16 protein-coding genes are annotated in these 18,064 nt (G+C 62.6%); 4 read left to right on the plus strand and 12 right to left on the minus strand.

All coding sequences use genetic code 11. The features are described from left to right. Window positions 1-272: 272 nt before the first annotated feature. The 4 genes from ACIOVD_RS23685 to ACIOVD_RS23700 are packed head-to-tail and all read right to left on the minus strand — an operon-like array spanning window position 273 to window position 5,029. Entirely contained in the window at window positions 273-1,130 is an 858-nt protein-coding gene (locus ACIOVD_RS23685; RefSeq protein WP_159993875.1) for an HlyD family secretion protein, read from the minus strand. Between the two features lie 10 nt (window positions 1,131-1,140). Further along, a complete protein-coding gene (locus ACIOVD_RS23690; RefSeq protein WP_095077709.1) occupies window positions 1,141-1,341 on the minus strand; it encodes a DUF1656 domain-containing protein in 201 nt (66 codons plus the stop codon). Next, the gene (locus ACIOVD_RS23695) at window positions 1,331-3,508 is read right to left on the minus strand and encodes an FUSC family protein (RefSeq protein ID WP_401130529.1); all 2,178 of its coding nucleotides are present in this window, start codon (window positions 3,506-3,508) and stop codon (window positions 1,331-1,333) included. Before ACIOVD_RS23695 ends, ACIOVD_RS23690 begins: the two co-directional genes overlap by 11 nt. 9 nt (window positions 3,509-3,517) lie before the next feature. After that, window positions 3,518-5,029 (minus strand): efflux transporter outer membrane subunit, encoded by a 1,512-nt coding sequence (locus ACIOVD_RS23700; protein ID WP_401130531.1) that lies wholly within the window; start codon window positions 5,027-5,029, stop codon window positions 3,518-3,520. Between the two features lie 180 nt (window positions 5,030-5,209). Between ACIOVD_RS23700 and ACIOVD_RS23705 the strand changes: the two genes are divergently transcribed. The 3 genes from ACIOVD_RS23705 (at window position 5,210) to ACIOVD_RS23715 (ending at window position 8,156) form a co-directional block, all read left to right on the plus strand. Continuing rightward, on the plus strand, window positions 5,210-6,178 hold the full coding sequence (locus ACIOVD_RS23705) for a LysR family transcriptional regulator (RefSeq protein WP_095169423.1): 969 nt from the start codon (window positions 5,210-5,212) through the stop codon (window positions 6,176-6,178). A gap of 277 nt (window positions 6,179-6,455) precedes the next feature. Next, window positions 6,456-7,430 carry a 2-hydroxyacid dehydrogenase gene (locus tag ACIOVD_RS23710; protein ID WP_401130533.1) on the plus strand — a complete coding sequence of 325 codons (975 nt, stop codon included), beginning with the start codon at window positions 6,456-6,458 and terminating at the stop codon, window positions 7,428-7,430. Window positions 7,431-7,646: 216 nt separating this feature from the next. Beyond that, window positions 7,647-8,156: a DUF2165 family protein gene (locus ACIOVD_RS23715; protein WP_401130535.1), complete on the plus strand. Its 510-nt coding sequence runs from the start codon at window positions 7,647-7,649 to the stop codon at window positions 8,154-8,156. Between the two features lie 13 nt (window positions 8,157-8,169). Here ACIOVD_RS23715 and ACIOVD_RS23720 read toward each other — a convergent pair whose 3' ends face one another. Further along, complete coding sequence (locus tag ACIOVD_RS23720; protein WP_401130537.1) at window positions 8,170-9,072, minus strand: DMT family transporter; 903 nt, start codon at window positions 9,070-9,072, stop codon at window positions 8,170-8,172. Between the two features lie 137 nt (window positions 9,073-9,209). On the opposite strand from ACIOVD_RS23720, the gene ACIOVD_RS23725 reads away from it, so the two are divergent. Next, entirely contained in the window at window positions 9,210-10,088 is an 879-nt protein-coding gene (locus ACIOVD_RS23725; RefSeq protein WP_095169419.1) for an AraC family transcriptional regulator, read from the plus strand. A 2-nt stretch (window positions 10,089-10,090) separates the two neighbouring features. Here ACIOVD_RS23725 and dacB read toward each other — a convergent pair whose 3' ends face one another. The 7 genes from dacB to ACIOVD_RS23760 all read right to left on the minus strand — a co-directional run bounded on the left by dacB (window position 10,091) and on the right by ACIOVD_RS23760 (window position 18,058). Next, on the minus strand, window positions 10,091-11,545 hold the full coding sequence (dacB, locus tag ACIOVD_RS23730; RefSeq protein ID WP_401130540.1) for a D-alanyl-D-alanine carboxypeptidase/D-alanyl-D-alanine-endopeptidase: 1,455 nt from the start codon (window positions 11,543-11,545) through the stop codon (window positions 10,091-10,093). A 160-nt stretch (window positions 11,546-11,705) separates the two neighbouring features. Next, window positions 11,706-14,135, minus strand: coding sequence for a TonB-dependent siderophore receptor (locus tag ACIOVD_RS23735; RefSeq protein ID WP_401130542.1), 2,430 nt, complete (start codon window positions 14,133-14,135; stop codon window positions 11,706-11,708). A gap of 149 nt (window positions 14,136-14,284) precedes the next feature. Beyond that, entirely contained in the window at window positions 14,285-15,271 is a 987-nt protein-coding gene (locus tag ACIOVD_RS23740) for a FecR family protein (protein ID WP_401130544.1), read from the minus strand. After that, a complete protein-coding gene (locus ACIOVD_RS23745) occupies window positions 15,268-15,840 on the minus strand; it encodes an RNA polymerase sigma factor (protein ID WP_095169415.1) in 573 nt (190 codons plus the stop codon). Before ACIOVD_RS23745 ends, ACIOVD_RS23740 begins: the two co-directional genes overlap by 4 nt. Window positions 15,841-15,854: 14 nt before the next feature. Continuing rightward, entirely contained in the window at window positions 15,855-16,181 is a 327-nt protein-coding gene (locus ACIOVD_RS23750) for a DUF3325 domain-containing protein (RefSeq protein ID WP_095169414.1), read from the minus strand. Continuing rightward, on the minus strand, window positions 16,182-17,768 hold the full coding sequence (locus ACIOVD_RS23755) for a PepSY domain-containing protein (protein ID WP_401130546.1): 1,587 nt from the start codon (window positions 17,766-17,768) through the stop codon (window positions 16,182-16,184). Beyond that, window positions 17,765-18,058 (minus strand): DUF3649 domain-containing protein, encoded by a 294-nt coding sequence (locus tag ACIOVD_RS23760; protein WP_095169412.1) that lies wholly within the window; start codon window positions 18,056-18,058, stop codon window positions 17,765-17,767. Before ACIOVD_RS23760 ends, ACIOVD_RS23755 begins: the two co-directional genes overlap by 4 nt. Between the last annotated feature and the right edge of the window lie 6 nt (window positions 18,059-18,064).

The following is an 18,064-nucleotide window of genomic DNA, read 5'->3' on the forward strand; positions in this document are numbered from 1 at the left end:
GGGCCAGGGAGGGCCCATTGCGGCGGCCCCCCAAATCAATGTCGGAGTACGGGCATGCCGAGCCTAAGCGAGGCACCGAGTGGTGGGGCAAGAGCCTTTTGCTTACTTTTGCGCTCTCAAAAGTGAGCCACTGTCAGAGCGGAACCATAAGTGGCCGTTACCGAAGAAATGGATATGTACTCCGCCTAATCCAACACCCCAGAGGCCCACAGGTGCAACGTCGCACCACAGTTGTGTAGATACCTACGCCGCGATATCGCAAGCCAGAAACCTCACGGCGTCTGCTTGACCACCACGGTGCAGGTAATCCCCGCTGCCAGCAGCACCCCCTCCGGGACCTCGTCGATGTGGATCCGTACCGGCACCCGTTGCGCCAGGCGCACCCAGTTGAAGGTCGGGTTGACGTCGGCGATCAGTTCGCGGCTTTCGGGGTTGTCGCGGTCGTAGATGCCGCGGGAAATGCTTTCCACATGGCCCTTGAGGACCTCTCCGCTCATCAACTGCATGTCGGCCTGATCGCCGACGCGCACCCGGGGCAGTTTGGTTTCTTCGAAGAAGCCGTAGACCCAGAACGAGTTCATGTCGACCACCGCCATTTTCGGCTCGCCGATGCGCGCGTAGTCGCCGCGATGCACGTTGAGGTTGGTGACATAGCCGTCCACCGCAGCCAGCACCTTGGTGCGCTTGAGGTTCAGTTGCGCTGCTTCCAGCTGCGCCTGGGCGTGCTGGTAGTCCGCCAGCGCCGAGTCGGCGATGTTGCTGGCGTCGTCACGGTTCTCGCGCGAGATCACCAGGTTGTCGAGGTCGGCGCGCCGGTGGGCGTTGACCTTGCGCATCTCCCAGGTGGCCTTGCGCGAGGCCACCAGCGACTGCGCCTGCTTGACCGCGATCAGGTAGTGCTCGGGGTCGATCTGCATCAGCAGCTCACCGCGTTTCACCAACTGGTTATCGCGCACCGGTACGTCCACCACTTCACCGCTGACGTCGGCGGCGACATTGATGATGTCGGCACGTACCCGGCCATCGCGGGTCCAGGGGGTGTTCATGTAATGCACCCAGAGGGTCCGGCCGATCCACATCGCAAGGGCCAGCACCAACAGGGTAGCGAGCAGGCTGAAAAGCTTTTTCATCGAAGCGGTCTCACTGGTAGACAGTCAGCGCCAAGGCGCCGAACAAGCAAATGAACAGGCTCAGGCGCAACAGCGCCGGGTGCCAGAAAAAACGGTACAGGTCGAACCCGGACAAGAACCGATCCAGCGCCCAGGCCAGTGCCGCGGCGATGAAAAACATCAGGGTCATGGTCGGCATGTAGACGCCATGGAAAGCAATTTCACGAGGCATGGTCAGGTCCTTGCAGGGCGGCCAGCGGCGATTGCGGGTCGAGCAGCGAAGTGCGGATGAAATGCAGGTAGCTCTTCACCCGGCGCAGCGGCGAGGTGTCGAAGTGCGGGGCGAAGGGTTCGTCGGCGGCCTGGACTCGGCTGATGGCATGATCGACGGCTACCAGTGCGCGCTCCAGGTTGCTCTGCCCCGGTTGCAGGAATAGCCGCACCAAGGCGCGGCCCATGACCCGGATCGCCTGCCGCCAGGGTTGCGATTCGGCATAGGCCGGATGCACCGGCAGGATCGCCTGCTCCTTGCGCAACTCGATGATCGCGTGGCCGACTTCCAGCACCACGAACATCCAGCGCAGCAGATCCCGTTGCACCTGGGGCTGCCCGACCGCCAGGCCATAGGCCTGGTGCAGCAAATCGCGGGTGCTGCTTTCGAAACTCGATGCCAGGCCTTTGAGCTTGCCGCTGATGGCATACACCACTTGCCCGCGCAGGTCCTGCTCCAGGCGGCGCCACAACCAGCGGCTGTTGGGCGGCAGAATGATTGCCCCGGCTGCCGCGCACACCAGCATGCCCATGACCATGGCGATGTAGTCGTTGATGAAGGTGTAGGGGTTGTAGATCGTCAGGTTGTCCGGCACCGAACCGGTGCTGAAGAAGATCAGCAAGCCCAGGCCAACCCCGGCATATTGCGGCCGTGACGAGAGGAACGAGCCGAGCACGACCACCGGCGCCAGCATCACGCACAGCAGCGGGAAACCATCGATCCAGGGGAAGATGAAAAACATCTCGACGAAGCCGATCAACGCGCCCAGCAATGTGCCGCAGGCCATCTGGAAGGCCATGCGCTTGGGGTTCGGCGTGGCGGCGGAAAGACCCACCGTGGCCGCCGCGATCAAGGTCATGGTGGCGCCGCTCGGCCAGGCCGTGGCGACCCAGTAGCTGCCCAGCACCAACAGAATGAACGCGGCCCGAATCCCCGAGGCGGCCGAGGCCAGCCAGTTGGTTTTCGGGGTGTAGGGCTCATCCCACTGCTCGCGTTCGTGGCTGTGCTCGGCCAGCGAGGCGTGGGTCTGGGCATAGCTGTGCAGCTCGTCGACAAACCGATAGAGCAGCTCATAGGCGGTATGAAAATCCAGTTGATCGGCGTCGCTTGGCGCGCTCTCCTGGAAGCTCGCGCGCAGGCTACGCACTCGCGCCCTCAGCCCATCCTTGTAGTCAGCCAGTTGCATCGCCAGGCGCGCCGCATCGGCATGGGTCAGGGCCCGGCCAGAAAAGCCGTCGAGCAATTCGGCAAGGTCCTGCAAGCCTGGCTTGATCGCCGCGATCACCTGGTCGGCGCCGCTGCCACGCAGGCGCTCAAGCAACTGGTGCAAGGCATTGAAACGGGTGGTGATGCCCATGAACTCGCTGTTCAGGCGACTGAGCCGACCGTTGCGCCGCCGCATGTGCGGGTCTTCGAACACCGTGACGCTGCGCAGCCCTTCCAGGCCCACGGCTTCGGCGATGAAACCGACGTTGCGCCGTTCAAAGCTGTCGGCCTGACTGCGCCCGCGCAGGCCGTCGGTGACGAACAGGGCGAACACCCCGAAGCGTTGGTACAAGGCATTGCGCATCGCAGCGCTGGCGGTTTGCGGCAGGATCGCGGCGCTGACCAGGGTCGCGCAGAGGATCCCCAGGGAGATTTCCAGTACCCGCCATACCGCCGCCATGAACGCCCCTTCCGGGTGCGCCAGGGCCGGCAGGCCGACCATCGCGGCGGTGTAGCCGGCGAGCACAAAACCGTAGGCGCGGAAGTTGCGATAACGCGCCGCACCCGCCGAACAGATCCCGACCCAGATCGCCAGGGTGCCAAGGAACAGCTCGGTGTTCTGCGCGAACAAGGCGATCAACCCGACCATTACCGCCGAACCCGCCAGGGTCCCGAGGAAGCGGTAAAAACTCTTGGCAAACACTTGGCCGCTCTGCGGTTGCATGACAATGAACACCGTGATCATCGCCGTACGCGGTTGCGGCAACTCCAGGCGCATGGCCAGCCACAGGGTCAAGAATGCGGCTATCAGCACCTTGAAGATGTAGACCCAGGTCACGCCGTCGCTGCGTGCCCAGTCGAAAAAACCACGGCGCCAGTCAAGGGCGTACAGCCAGCGCAGTGGTGCAGGCAAGGGAGTCATGGTGTCCTGTCAGTGGTCGAGGGCAGAAAGAATGGCTGGGGTGGGCGGCGCCTGCAGTTGGCCCTCGGCGGGCGCATCGGCGCCGGTTCCGAGGCCACCACCCAGGGCTGTGACCAGTTCGGCGTGGGCACTCAAGCGTGCGGCCTGGACCTGCTGCTGCACCTGTTGCTGGCGCAACAGCAGGGTTTGCGCGTTGAGCACATTGAGGTAGTCGGTCAGGCCGCGCTGGTAGGCGATCATCGCGATGTCATAGGTTTTCTGCGCGGCAGCCACCGACTCGGCGGCGAAATCTCGCTGCTTGTCCATCGACTCACGGCGGATCAACTGATCGGAGATGCCCTTGAGGGCATTGACCAGGGTCTGGTTGTACTTGGCCACGGCCAGGTCATAACCGCCCGCGGCCTCACCCAGTTCCGCACGCAGGCGCCCACCGTCGAAGATCGGCAGGGAGATCGCCGGGCCCACGCTGTAGTTGAGTTTCTTGCCGGTCAGGAACTCCAGCGCCCCACCGCCGGTGGCCATGTAGCCGAGGCTGCCGACCAGGTCGACATTGGGGTAGAAGCCGGCGTGCGCCACCTCGATACCGCGCGCCTGGGCCGCTACCTGCCAGCGGCTGGCAACCACGTCTGGACGTTGCCCGAGCAATTGCGCCGGTAGCGCCGACGGCAGCTTCAATGGCGCCCCCAGGGCCAGGGTCGGACGCTGCAAACGCGCGCCCTCCCCCGGGCCCTTGCCGGCCAAGGCAGCGAGCTGGTTGCGACTCAGGGCGATGCTTTCGTCCAGCGCGTCCAGTTGGCGATGGGTTTCCGGCAACGGGGTCTGCGCCTGGCTGACTTCAAAATGGGTGCCGATGCCGCCGTCCAGGCGCTTTTGCGCCAGATCGAGAATCTGTTGTTGCTGGGCCAGGGTCGCCGCGATGATGTCGCGCTGGGCGTAATGCAGGGAAAGCTGGATGTAGGCCCGCACCACGTTGTTCTGCAGTTCGAGCTGGGCCATGCGCGCTTCGGCGGCGCTCATGTGGGCCAGGTCGACGGCTCGCTCGCTGGCATTGCTTTCGCGCCCCCAGAGATCCAGCGCGTAGCTGAAACCCAGTGCGGCGTTGTTATCCCAGGTGGTGGAGTTGGCCAACTCGCCCGGGCCGTAGAACTGATCGGTGGGCCAGTTGTGGCGCTTGAGGGTGCTGTCGGCGTTGACCTGCAACGACTCGGCGGATTCCACCACCCCGGCCATGGCCCGGGCCTGGCGCACTCGCGCCGCGGCCATGGCCATGCTTGGGCTACCCTGCAAAGCCAGGTCGACCCAGGCATTGAGCTGCGGATCGCCATAGGCCTGCCACCACTGGGCGCTGGGCCAGTGAGCATCCTGGATCGCGCTCTGGATGGCGACATCTGTGGCCAATGTATTGGCATCGAGTGCCTTGCCTTGTGGGGCAATACCTCCGGTTCCGATGCAGCCGCTGATTGCTAACGATAAAGCCCAGACACTGAGAGTCTTCAACTCTCTGTTGATGCGACGCGGCACTGCTGCAAATTCCTGAGGAGGGGGAGATTTCCAATCGGCACGATTCTAGGGCTGGGCCTGCGCGGCGATAAGCTGGGAATCTTGTGAATCTTTGTTACCGTTAGCGAGATAATCCCTTGGTTGAATGCCTGAACCTTGTAACTTCGTGTCACAATTTGCCATCTCCCTTGAGAGCTCCCCATGGACACTTTGCAAAACATGCGCGCCTTCAGCTGTGTCGCCGAGGCCGGCAGTTTTACCGCCGCCGCCGTGCAGCTTGATACCACTACAGCCAATGTCTCGCGCGCGGTCTCCAACCTTGAGGCCCATCTGCAAACCCGCCTGCTCAACCGCACCACCCGGCGCATTGCCCTGACCGAAGCCGGCAAACGCTATTTGCTGCGCTGCGAACAGATCCTGGCCTATGTCGAAGAAGCCGAGGCCGAAGCCAGCGACGCCCATGCGCGTCCGGCCGGGCAGTTGAAAGTGCACACCATGACCGGGATCGGCCAGCACTTCGTGATCGACGCAATTGCGCGCTACCGCAAGACCCACCCCGACGTGACCTTCGACCTGACCCTGGCCAACCGCGTGCCGGACCTGCTGGACGAGGGCTACGACGTGTCCATCGTGCTCGCCAGCGAACTGCCGGACTCAGGCTTCGTCTCCCAGCGCCTGGGCATCACCTACAGCATCGTCTGTGCCTCACCGGCCTACGTCAAAGCCAATGGCTGCGCACACAAGCCCAGCGACTTGCTGAACCACGCCTGCCTGCGCCTGGTGAGCCCGGTGATCCCCCTGGAAAAATGGCTGTTCGACGGCCCCGAAGGCCAGGAAATGGTCACCATCAACAGCTCGCCGTTCCTGGTGAACTCCGCCGATGCGATGAAAACCGCGATCACCAGCGGCATGGGGGTAGGCGTGCTACCGGTGTACGCGGCGATTGAAGGGTTGCGCAACGGCACGCTGGTACGGGTGATGCCCAACTACCGCTCCCAGGAGCTGAACCTGTACGCCATCTACCCGTCGCGCCAGTACCTGGATGCCAAGATCAAGACCTGGGTGGAATACCTGCGGGGCTCGCTTCCGGAAATCCTCGCAGCCCATCAGGCGGAACTGACGGCGTATGAGCTCAGTGGCAGTTTGAGTGGGGCGCGGCTCAGCAACTGATTGCGCGCTTGATTCACCTGCACCGTCGGTAAATGAAACGCGGCGAGGAGTGCGTCCTCGAACGCAGCCTCGCGGGCTCGACAGCTGCTACGGGGGATTGGGGGGATTGCCGGCAGAGATCGCCATCGCGGGCAAGCCCGCTCCCACATTAGAGAAAAAGGGCGCAACCCTAAGCCACGTCTACCGAGGCTATCCAAATCATCCCGGGACTCGCGCAAACCCCAGCAAGAATGATAGCTTGCTTGGCATTCTCCCCCGCCTGACGAGCCTTCCTGCGATGAAAAAGACTGTCCTTGCCTTCAGCCGTGTCTCGCCTGCCATGGTCGAGTCCCTGCAACAAGACTTCAACGTGATCGTGCCCAACCCCAAGCAGGGTGATATCAACGCCCAGTTCAACGAAGCCCTGCCCCACGTCCACGGCCTGATCGGCGTCGGACGCAAGCTGGGCCGGGCGCAACTGGAAAACGCCGGGCAACTGCAAGTGGTCTCCAGTGTGTCGGTGGGCTACGACAACTATGACCTGGACTACTTCAACGAACGCGGGATCATGCTCACCAACACCCCGGACGTGCTGACCGAAAGCACCGCCGACCTGGCCTTCGCCCTGCTGATGAGCAGCGCTCGGCGAGTCGCCGAACTGGACGCCTGGACCAAGGCCGGGCAATGGCAAGCCAGTGTCGGCGCGCCGTTGTTCGGTTGTGATGTGCACGGCAAGACCCTGGGCATTGTCGGCATGGGCAATATCGGCGCGGCCATTGCCCGACGTGGTCGCCTGGGCTTCAACATGCCGATCCTGTACAGCGGCAACAGCCGCAAGAGCGCACTGGAACAGGAACTGGGCGCGCAATTTCGTAGCCTCGAGCAATTGCTGGCCGAAGCCGACTTCGTCTGCCTGGTGGTGCCGCTCAGCGACAAGACTCGCCATTTGATCAGTCATCGTGAACTGGGCCTGATGAAATCCAGCGCAATTCTGGTGAATATTTCCCGTGGCCCGGTGGTCGATGAAGCGGCATTGATCCAGGCCCTGCAAGACAACCGGATCCGCGGTGCGGGGCTGGACGTCTATGAAAAGGAACCGCTGGCACAGTCGCCGCTGTTTGCCCTGAAAAACGCCGTGACCTTGCCGCACATCGGCTCCGCCACTCACGAAACCCGCGACGCCATGGCGAACCGCGCCCTGGCCAATTTGCGCAGCGCCTTACTGGGCGAACGGCCGCAAGACCTGGTCAACCCGCAGGTGTGGCAAGGATGAGGGGCCGGCGGCACGTTGTTGCATACGTGCCGCCAACTTCATGCGCCACTACGCAGACTACTTCGACCTGCCACAACAACTAACCAACTAACGACCGCACAACATCAAGCGACAAAAGTCGCCACTCGCCTCGCGACAAACTTTCGCACGCGCGTTATAACTTCGACTAGCACAAAAAAGCGCATTAAATGCGGCTAACAATCGGAGATAACGCGCATGACAAAATTCACCACTATTTGCGCAATACGGCGCAGCAAAATACTAGTTGTATTAATGGCCGGCGTGTTCGGAATATTTACCCTTATCAACAACTACACCGACTATACGGCCTACTACGAATATGTCGGTGACATCCTCAGCATGACGAGCACCGAAGGCAACGACTCACGACGCTACAGGGCCGTAACATCGAAGTTGTTCCATCATCGTTTCTACTGGACGATCATCACCCTGGAAACCATCTTTACGTTATGCTGCCTGATTGGCACCTATCAGCTTTATCGAAACATCAATGCCAGCCATAAGGAGTTTCGCAGCGCAAAAAAAATGGCAATCGTCGGTTTGACCACTGCCATCACTGTTTACTACGTCATGTACATCATCATTCTCAACGAATGGTTTGACATGGAATACTCGACTAACCGCAACGCCTTCGATTGGGCCCGCAGTAATCTCGAATATATGTTTCCCGCGTTAATCTATCTGTCGCTGGATAACGACAACTAACACACGGCCCCGCTCATGCCAGACCGGCTTTGACCGAGTTGATCCGCACAGCGGGTTTGCGAAACACCAGCAGGTTGCCCAGCATCACCAGCACCAGGCCGGCCAGTGCCGGCGCAGTCCATTGATAGCCCTCGACGAACGCCGAGACATTCAACGCCACCACCGGAAACAGCACCGTGCAATAGGCCGCACGCTCCGGGCCCATGCGCCCAACTAGCGTCAGGTAAGCGGTAAAACCGATTACCGACCCCGGAATCACCAGGTACAACAGCGAACCGATGTAACGGCTGTTCCATTCCATGTCGAAGGGAATGCCCTTGACCAGGCAGTACAGCGACAGCATCGCCGCCCCATAGGCCATGCCCCAGGCGTTGGTGGTCAGGGGCTTGAGACCGGCTTTCTGTTGCAGGCTGGAGAGCATGTTGCCCGCCGAAAAACATAGCGTACCGAGCAACGCCAGGCCCAAGCCCAACAGCGTCTGCGGGCTGGCAGTGTGCCCCGCCAGCTCCGGCCAGAACAACAACCCCAACCCGCCCAGGCCCAGTGCCCCGCCCATCAGCACGTTACGGGCGATTTTCTGGCCGAAGAACACCCGCGCATTCAACGCATTCCATAGCGTCGCGGTGGAGAACACCACGGCGACCAGGCCGCTGGGGATCCACTGGCTGGCATAGAGGAAACACATGAAATTGATGCAGAACAGGCACAGCCCCTGGGCCACGCAGATCAGGTGCCCACGACGGTTCATTACCTGTAGCTTGCGACTGAGCAGAAGGATCACGAACAACACCAGGGCGGCCAGGCCAAAGCGATAGACAATCGACACCGGTATGGCCACGACCCCCAATTGCAGTTTCAAGGCGATCCAGGTGGTGCCCCAGATCAGCACAGTCAGCAGGTATAACGAGAGGTTCATGGCGGCAACTCCTGAAGATGGCCTTCAGTCTGTGCCGCAGGCGTGTGGCGCGCTTGCATAAACTTGCGCTTTTATCCGTTGCCGGGCTGGCACCGAAAGGCCGACGGAGTAGGATGCAAGACGTTGGAGAAACGATCATGCCCGCACTGGAAACCCTGCAAGTGTTTCAAGCCCTCAACCGCTCGCCCCATGCTCGTCTCGAGCACAGCGCCGAGCTCGGTGACGGCATGGCTGCAGCCCTGTGGAGCAACTATCACGACGCCCAGGATTACCAAGCCCCGGGGCATCACACCCTGTCCTGCTACCTGGCCGGTGGCACCGGGACCTTCCGCCGCGAACAGCCTGGTACCACGGGCGGCCCGAACAAGCTCTGCGTGTTACCCGCCGAACATCAGTCGGCCTGGGTGATCAACGGTGAAATCCGCCTGGCCCACCTGTACTTCAGCCAGGAACAGTTCGCCCTCGGCTGCGTCACCCTGCTCGATCGCGAACCCCGTGCGCTGCACCTGCGCGAAGGCACCTTTCTTGACGACCCGTTGCAGGCCCGACGCTTTCACCAACTGATCGCCCTGGACTGGGATGAACCCGGCGAGCGCCTGCTGACCAGCAGCCTGGCCCACGAAATGCTCAGCCACACCCTGCTCAACCAGGTTGGCCTGCGTCAGGGGCTGCGACTCAAGGGTGGCCTGGCCGCCCATCAACGACGGCTGCTGGTGGAGTACATCGACAGTCATCTGGAGCAGTCCATCAGCCTTGGCCAACTCGCGGCCCTGTGCGCGCTGTCGGAGTACCACTTTGCGCGGATGTTCCGTGAAAGCTTCGGCCTGCCGCCCCATCAATACCTGCTGGCCCGCCGCCTGGCCCAGGCCCGGTACCTGCTGCGCAGCACCCGGCAACCCTTGGGCGAGATTGCCCTGGCCTGCGGTTTTGCCAGCGCCAGCCACTTCACCAACCGCTTCCGCCAGGCCATGCACGGCACGCCCGGCGACTACCGCCAGGCGTTGTCGCGCATCTGAGCTCAGTCACTCCATTGGGTCAGGGCCACGGCGACCTTGTCTTCCAGACTTTTAACTGCAGCACCTTCGGCCAGGTAGTTGTTGGAAATCATGGCAAATACCAGCGCACGTCCCTCTACGCTGCGCAGGTATCCGGATAACGACGAAACCGCAGTCATCGTTCCGGTCTTGGCGTGCAAGTTATCCTGCGCAAAGGTTCCACGCAGACGATTACGCAAGGTACCGCCGAGCATCCGTTCAGGGTTGCCTGCAATCGGCAGTGCCGCATACCAGTAGTCGAACCAGGGTTGATGACGCACACGTAACAACAGATCCGTCAGGCTTTGCGTCGAAATCAGGTTGCGTCGGGACAAGCCCGATCCGTCGACCTGAACAATCGCGCTGCCCTGAAGCCCGTGCCGCTGCAAGAAGCTGTTGACCACGGCGATGCCAGACTCGGCAGTACCCACATTGCCGGTGCTACGCCCCATCGTTTTAAGTAAAACTTCTGTCATGTTGTTGTTCGATAGCTTGAGCAGGGGTGTCAGCAACTGCGCCAAAGGCAACGAGTCATGAGCGGCCAACGGCCTTGCTCCTGAGGGAGTGGTCACTCCGATCACCGTGCGCCCATCGACCTTTATACCCTGGGCTATCAGGGCCCGATGGAAAACATCCGCCACCAGACGGGTCGGTTCCCAGACACTGACCCATTTGCGAGCAGCGGTGCCGGCTGGCAATGTCCCGCTGACCAACAGTCGATTGCTGCCATGTTCACGACTGACCCTGAGGGTATTGGCAGCACCGATGGTCACACTGTTGGTAACCGTCATAATCGTGTTTGCCGGGTGGATATTGACGACGACCGGGTCGCCCTCAACGGTGGCGCGGGCGGTGACGATAACCGTGCCGGCATCAAAATCACTGTCGGGAGACAGGCTCAGAGCTGAAATCTGCGCCGCATAGGCAGCACTTTCATCATCATTGGCCCAATCGACTCCCAGCCTGACGGAATCGAACGCGGTGTCGTCGATGAGCACATTACCCCTGACACGCTTTATGCCAAGTGCGGCCAGGTCAGCGGCCAACCGCTGGTAATCCTCGGCCTGAATGCTCGGGTCGCCGCTACCTCGAAGGTACAGGTCGCCGTCCAGTCGATCGCCTTTCAACTGTCCAGCAGTCAACACCTGAGTCGAAAAACCAAATTCGGCTCCCAGCACCTCCATGGCGGCTGCCGTGGTCAGGAGCTTCAGGCCGGAGGCTGGCAGCAACCGCGTCATGCCATTGCGCTGATAGAGCGAGGTTCCTGTATCGGCATCGCGAACAGTCAGAGAGACCAGGGAGCCCTCCAGGACTGGATCATTGAGCAGTTGATCGAGGGTATTGACCGATTCGCTCCTGGGTACCGAGGCACAAGCACTCAGTAACAGGGCCAGGGCAATGGCTAGCCCCCCTCTGTAAAAACATTTTCGGGTAATCATAAAAGTCCTTTTATGCATAGCCCCCGACTCAGCGGGCGGGCAACTGGCGTGACTCATCATGAGTCATGCTCCAGTGCCGACAAGACGCTAAGCCGGCACTCACCGTCAACCCGCTACTTTTTAGCAAGCATTTCGTTGCTTGGGTTCCCTCGACCCGCTCTCAAAACTCCAAGGTACTGGACAACGACACCTGCCGCGAATCGCCCATCGAGACAAAAAAGCGGCTGGCGGCCGAGGTGTAGTAGGTGCGGTCGAAGAGGTTCTTCACGTTGAGCTGGAACTTGACCTTCTGCCCGTCGAGCCGAGTGTCATAGGTGGCGAAGGCATCCGCCACGGTGTAGCCCGGCAGGTCAAAGTCGTTGACTGCGTTACCGGCCCGTTCGCCGACATAGCGCGCGCCAGCCCCGACGCGCAGTTGATCACCACCGATCAGGCTGCCGAAGTCGTAGACCGCCGACAGTGACCCACTATTGCGGGCGACGTTTTGCAATTTCTTGCCCTGGTAGGTCGGGTCTTCAGTGACCTCGGCGTCGGTGTAGGCGTAGCTGCCGATCATGCTCCAGCGCTCGCTCAACTGCCCGCTCAGGTCGATTTCCAACCCCCGCGAGCGGACCTCGCCCGCCGCACTGTAGATCGTCACCGGCCCCTCGGAGTTGGCCACCAGCACGTTGCGCTTCTTGATGTCGAACAGCGCGATATTGCCGGTCATGCGCCCCGGCAGATCGAGCTTGGCTCCCAGCTCCCAGGACTTGGCCTGTTCCGGCGCGACGCTACCATCGAGCACCGTGCTGCTGCCGCTCAGCGGGGCAATGGTGGAGTTGGGCTTGAAGGATTCGGTGTAGCTGCCATAGAACGACAACGCATCGCTGTAGCGATACACCAGGCCGGCGCGGGGCACCCACTTCTGGCCGTTGGTGTCGGTGTTGGCCTTGAACGGACGGCCCTTGCCGGCGTACTGGTCGTACTCCTGGAAACGCCCCCCGGCGACGAGGATCCACTGCTCGTTCAGGTGAATCGAGTCCTGCAGGAACACCGAGTCGCTGCGCAGCAGGTCGGTCTGCGCGCTGTCCGCGGCGCTGACGGTGGTGCCCGCCACCTCTCGACCATAGACCGGATCGAGGTAGCTGAACAACGGCGCCCGGCTTTTCTGGCGGATCAGGTCGGCACGGTAGATCTTGCGGTACTCGTCATCCACCCCCAGCACCAGGTCGTGTTGGATGCCGGCCGTCTCGACCTGGCCCTGCAGGCTGACGGTGGTGAAGCGGTCGGTGCTGAGGGCGCCCTGGGTGCCGTCCATGTTGCGGGTCAGCGTGCCCTTCGCCGGGTCGATCGCGGTGATGCGGACCTGGCTGGCGTCGTAGGTTTCGCGGTTCCAGCTGTAGCCGAAGTGCGCGCTCCAGTTGTCGTTGAGTTGGTGGTCGGCCTCGAAGTGGTAGAGGTCCGAGCGACCTTGCATATTATTGAACGGCTCGTCGAGACGTCGCTCCGCCGGAATGTCCAACGGGTGATTGGTCAGCGGATCGATGGCGGTGCCACGGTCGAATGGCGAGAGGAATTCGCGATGTTCGTAGGCAAATTGCAGCGTGGTGCGGTCGCCGTACCAGGCCAGCGACGGTGCGACCAGGCTCTCGCGGTGGGTGCCGAAATTGCGCCAGTAATCTTCGTCTTCGTGGTCCAGCACCAACCGATAGGCCAGTCCGGATTCCCCCAGTGCGCCGGTGCTGTCCAGGCTGCCGCCGCTGCCGTTCTTGCCGTCGCCGTAGCTCGAGCCGCGTGCGGTCAGGGCGTTGTAAGCCTGCATCTGGGGTTTCTTGCTGACCATGTTCACCACCCCGCCCGGGTCCTGGATCCCGTAGAGCAGGGAGGCCGGCCCCTTCAGCACCTCGACCCGATCCACCGAGGCATTCAGTCCACGTCCCTGCACGATCGGCATGCCGTCGCGCATGATCGAACCGTTGCGGTTGTCACCAAAACCGCGAGTCATCACCGAGTCCTGGGTGCTGCCCAGCGTATTGCCCTGGGTGATGCCGCTGACATTGGCCAGGGCATCGTCGAGGTTACGCGGCGCCTGATCACGCAAGACCTGGGCGGCGACCACGTTGATGGTCTGGGGGATTTCCTGCAGCGTGGCCGAGGAGCGCGCAATCGAGGTGGTTGCCGGCGGCTGGTAGCTCAGCGACGCGTCCTGCACTGAGGTGATGGTGGTCGCCCCCAGGTTCAGGACGCCGGCGCTGGGCACTGGTTCCAGGACCAGGGTATGACCGTCGGTCTGGCGGAACGTCATTGCCGACCCGCTCAACAGCCGCTGCATGGCTTGCTCGGCACTCATCTGCCCACTAATAGCTGGCGCTGTCACGCCATACGGGGCTTCATCGGTGTAGACCACGCTGATCCCGGTCACCCGACTGAAATCGCTCAGGGCCTGGGGCAAGGGTTTGGCGGCGATATCGAAGCGAAATTGGGCGCTGTGCTGCTCACTGGGCTGCGCGGCCTGGGCCATGTTCAGCGCTGACAACGCCACCACCAGGACCGAGCCCCCGAACCATTGTTTGACCGAACCGCCTGCCACCGAACTTGCCCTGGACTTCATTGCTTGGACCCATGTGTAGTAACGCAACCGATGCGAACAATTCGCACTTTCACCACTACACGGATGGCGCTCGGTTTTACCTCATCTGATCCGCAAAAATAATTGCACACCCGCGATCTGTAGCTGCTACGCGGGTATTGCTGGGGCCTTTAGCGCAGGATGATCAGGCTGCCCAGGTGGTTCTGCTCGAAGCCCAGCAGCCCTTGCAACGATGCCAGGACTGCTTGCGGGTCGTGGCTGGGGAAGCTGCCGCTGATACGGCGCGTGCCCAGTTCATCGTTGAGCAGGACAATTCGCCCCGGGTAATAACGCTGCAGGTCCTGCACCACGTCGGCCAGGGGTGCCTTGTAGTAATTCAGCCAGCCCTGGCGCCAGGCCAGTTGCGCCTGCGCATCGATAGCTTGCAGGGCACGGGCCTGGCCGGCGCTGTAGGCCACTTGCTGGTCGGCGCCCAGCACCTGCTGCTCGGCACCTTTGCCCGGGGTGACGCCGACCCGTCCCGAGAGCACGCTGACCTGCGCGCCCATGGGTTGCAGGCGCACTTCGAACTGGGTGCCGAGGACTCGCGCCTCGCCTTGGTTGGCATCGACCACAAAGGGTTCACCCGTGTGGCTGACGCTGAAAAACGCAGCCCCCCGTCGCACCTCGACGTGCCGTTCACCGCGGCTGAAATCCACGGCAATGGCGCTGTCGGCATCCAGGGTGATCACTGACTGATCGGCCAGGGTCACGCTGCGCACCTGCCCCGGCGCCGAGACATAGTCGGCGCCCAGGTCATCGAACCAGCGCGACGGCTGCCAGCCCGCCCCCATCGACACCATCAGCAGCAGGCTGGCGGCCAACGCCAGCCCACCCGACCAGCGCCGCACAGTCGAACGCCGCGAGCGGTTCATCGCATTCAGGTAGCCCTGCAAGGCCAAGGCATCTTCATCGGCCAGGGTACGCGCGGGCACTTCGCTGAGTTCCCAGATCACCTGGGCCTGGGCATACGCCTCGGCGTGGGCAGGATCGGCCTGCAGCCAATGACTGAAGGTCGCTTGATCGCCACTGCTTGGCTGATCGTGCAACAGGCTCAGCCAGGCCAGTGCGGCCTGTTCCTGCGCGGGCGTCGGCAGGACGCGAGTGTCGTGGTTCACGGGGCTTTCCCTGGCGTACGTGATTCGGGGTCCCGCAGACTGGCCTTGCAGGCTTCGAGCGCGCGCATCATATGTTTTTCCACGGCACTCTGGGACACGCCCATGACCTTGGCAATCTGCGCGTACTTGCGGCCGTGGATGCGGTTGAGCAAAAAAATCTGTCGGGTGCGCTCGGGCAAACTGCGCAGCGCGGCTTCGACATGGCGCAAGTCATTGCCGGCTTCGAGCGCCGCTTGCGGCTCCACCCCAAGATTGTCCTGCTGCTCCGGCAGCCAGCCTTCGCTCAACCGGCCGCGGGCGCCTTCGCTGCGCAGGTGATCGATGGCGATGTTGCCGGCGCAACGCAGCAAATACGTGCTGAGTTCCTCGACCTGCACCAACGGCCGCCGCCAGAACCGCAGGAACAGGTCTTGCACCAGGTCGGCCGCCGTCGCCCGACACCCCACCCGCCGACTGACCAAGGCTTCCATCTGCGAGCGCTGGGACAAAAACACCTGGAGAAAATGCGCACGGCCGCTCGGGCTGTCGCTACCGTCGGCCTTCTGCGGTTCAGGGGGCATGCTGATCATTCGGCTCGCCTCGCCTACCCCAGCGCCAACGCGACCAGTGGGCTGAATAGCAGCCCGAGGGCCGCCATGAGCATCACCAGGCGCGGCCGATATGGCAGCAACCACACCAGCAGCATGGCGCTGGCCATCAGGGCCGCGCACCACTCGACCAGGCCCAGGCTCCAGCCGGTGGCCAGAACGGCCGCCGCCAAAGACAGGCCCAACAGCGACCAGCCACACAACTGCAGCAGCCGCCGCACACGCGTCGTCGGCGTACGGGCGAGCAGGTCGCGATGATGGCGGTCCATCGACAGGCACAACGCGGTAAATCCGCTGTAGCTCAGCAACACGGGCAGCAGCATTCAGTTCACCTCGACTTTGGATCTGACACTCGGCGCACGCACCGCACGCGCCGGGGCTTTGCCGCCGAGCTGCGCGGCACGCCTCATCTTCCATGCCGCCCAGGCGAGAAACACACCACTGCCCAGGCACGTCAGGTCAAAGCCCAGACGGGCCCAGTCGCCTTGCGCCAACAACATGCGCAACGACTGCTCGCTGCTCAAGGCGTCCAACAGCGGCACCGCACAGAACAACCCGGCGGCCAGTGCCAGTTGCTCGACCCAGGCCACGCGACCACGACGCACCAAGGCATGCAGCAGGCTCAAGCCCCAGGCGATGAAAAAGCTGTTGACCTCCCACTCGCCACGCTCGGCCAGGTTCACCGGCAACAGGCGGTTGGCGCAGAAGAACACCGCCACTGCGATCAGCAGCCCCGACATGCTGGCGATGTTGAGCACCTCCACCAGCCGCAACTCGAACGGCATCACGCCGCTCTTGGCATGTTTCAACTGGCGCTTGCCGAGCCAGATCACCAGCCCGGTGCCGATCATCGCGGTGCCGGCCAAGCCACAGATAAAGTACAGCCAGCGCAGGGTCGGACCGGCAAAATGCCCCAGGTGCAAACCGTAGAAACTGCCCGCAATGGCCATGGGCGCCGGACGTGCCGGATCAGCCGTGAGAAACGCGCCGCTGACCCCGTCGAACGCCACGGCACTGCCGAACTCATACATCACCCGGTCGGCGCTGCTGCGCATGACATTCACCGTGGCCTTGACGTCGCCTGGATGGCTCACCGTCACCAGGCGCACCTGGCCGCCGCCCCACTGTTCACGCGCCCGCTCGACAAAAGGCGCCAGCGCCAGCAACTGCCCGGGCTGGCCCTGGGCCTTGGGTGACTCGGACGCCGGGAACAGCTCACTGAAGAAGCTGTCGGTATCGCCCTGGTAAGCCACCAGGATGCTCGCCGGCATCACCATGTACATGAAGATCACCAGGCTGCTGTAGGTGATCATCAGGTGAAACGGCAGCACCAGCACCCCCACCGCGTTGTGCCCGTCGAGCCAGGAGCGCTGGCCCTTGCGCGGGCGGAAGGTGAAGAAGTCCTTGAAGATTTTCTTGTGGGTGATGATCCCGGTGATCAACGCCACCAGCATCAGCATTGCCGCGCTGGTGGATAACCAGCGGCCCCACGGGTGGGGCATCTGCAACTGGTAGTGGAAGCGATAGAAGAAGTCGCCGCCGCGGGTATCGCGCACCTGCAGCACCTCACCACTGAGTGGGTCGAGTTGGCGTTGCTCACGAGGGCCGCGTCGCCCCTCATTGCCCGGCATCTGCCAGGACACCGACAGGCCCGGGTCGCGCGCACTCGGCAGGCTGATCACCCAACGCCCGGCACCGCCGGCGTGCTGCTGCAGGTAGTGCTGCGCCAGCGTCAGGCTGGCTTCGCTGCTGACCTGGCGCACCGGGATTTCCGGCTGCATCCAGTGGCTGATCTCGTCGTTGAAGTACGACAAGGTACCGGTGAGGAAGATCGCGAACAGAATCCAGCCGAAGATCAATCCGGTCCAGGTGTGCAACCAGGCCATGGCCTGACGGAAGCCCTCTTTCATGATTGCCCCAACCAGTAACCCAGGCCACCGAACGCTGCCAGCACCACGCCGGGCAGCAACAGACCGAACCACGCCTGCCAGGCGCTGCGACTGGCAAAACACCAGAGCACGGCCACCAGGTACACCAGAAAGGACGTCATCATGCCGCTGACCACGGCTTCAGCGCGGGCCATGGGCAGCCACAGGCTCATGCAGATACTGGCCAGTGCCGCGAGGAGGTAACCGCCAAACAGCGCGGCCAGCACCCGCGAGGTGACGGCCAGGCGATAGGAAACGGGGAGGCTTTTCATGTTTCG

This window comes from Pseudomonas sp. NPDC087626 (assembly GCF_044743405.1).
In the GTDB taxonomy this organism is placed as follows: domain Bacteria; phylum Pseudomonadota; class Gammaproteobacteria; order Pseudomonadales; family Pseudomonadaceae; genus Aquipseudomonas.

Coding starts and splice junctions, on each gene's coding strand:
- ACIOVD_RS23745 (WP_095169415.1), bottom strand. CDS start 15,840: ATGATCAGCATGCCCCCTGAACCGCAGAAGGCCGACGGTAGCGACAGC.
- ACIOVD_RS23690 (WP_095077709.1), bottom strand. CDS start 1,341: ATGCCTCGTGAAATTGCTTTCCATGGCGTCTACATGCCGACCATGACC.
- ACIOVD_RS23710 (WP_401130533.1), top strand. CDS start 6,456: ATGAAAAAGACTGTCCTTGCCTTCAGCCGTGTCTCGCCTGCCATGGTC.
- ACIOVD_RS23735 (WP_401130542.1), bottom strand. CDS start 14,135: ATGAAGTCCAGGGCAAGTTCGGTGGCAGGCGGTTCGGTCAAACAATGG.
- ACIOVD_RS23705 (WP_095169423.1), top strand. CDS start 5,210: ATGGACACTTTGCAAAACATGCGCGCCTTCAGCTGTGTCGCCGAGGCC.
- ACIOVD_RS23715 (WP_401130535.1), top strand. CDS start 7,647: ATGACAAAATTCACCACTATTTGCGCAATACGGCGCAGCAAAATACTA.
- ACIOVD_RS23750 (WP_095169414.1), bottom strand. CDS start 16,181: ATGCTGCTGCCCGTGTTGCTGAGCTACAGCGGATTTACCGCGTTGTGC.
- ACIOVD_RS23760 (WP_095169412.1), bottom strand. CDS start 18,058: ATGAAAAGCCTCCCCGTTTCCTATCGCCTGGCCGTCACCTCGCGGGTG.
- ACIOVD_RS23725 (WP_095169419.1), top strand. CDS start 9,210: ATGCCCGCACTGGAAACCCTGCAAGTGTTTCAAGCCCTCAACCGCTCG.
- ACIOVD_RS23755 (WP_401130546.1), bottom strand. CDS start 17,768: ATGAAAGAGGGCTTCCGTCAGGCCATGGCCTGGTTGCACACCTGGACC.
- ACIOVD_RS23685 (WP_159993875.1), bottom strand. CDS start 1,130: ATGAAAAAGCTTTTCAGCCTGCTCGCTACCCTGTTGGTGCTGGCCCTT.
- ACIOVD_RS23720 (WP_401130537.1), bottom strand. CDS start 9,072: ATGAACCTCTCGTTATACCTGCTGACTGTGCTGATCTGGGGCACCACC.
- dacB (WP_401130540.1), bottom strand. CDS start 11,545: ATGATTACCCGAAAATGTTTTTACAGAGGGGGGCTAGCCATTGCCCTG.
- ACIOVD_RS23695 (WP_401130529.1), bottom strand. CDS start 3,508: ATGACTCCCTTGCCTGCACCACTGCGCTGGCTGTACGCCCTTGACTGG.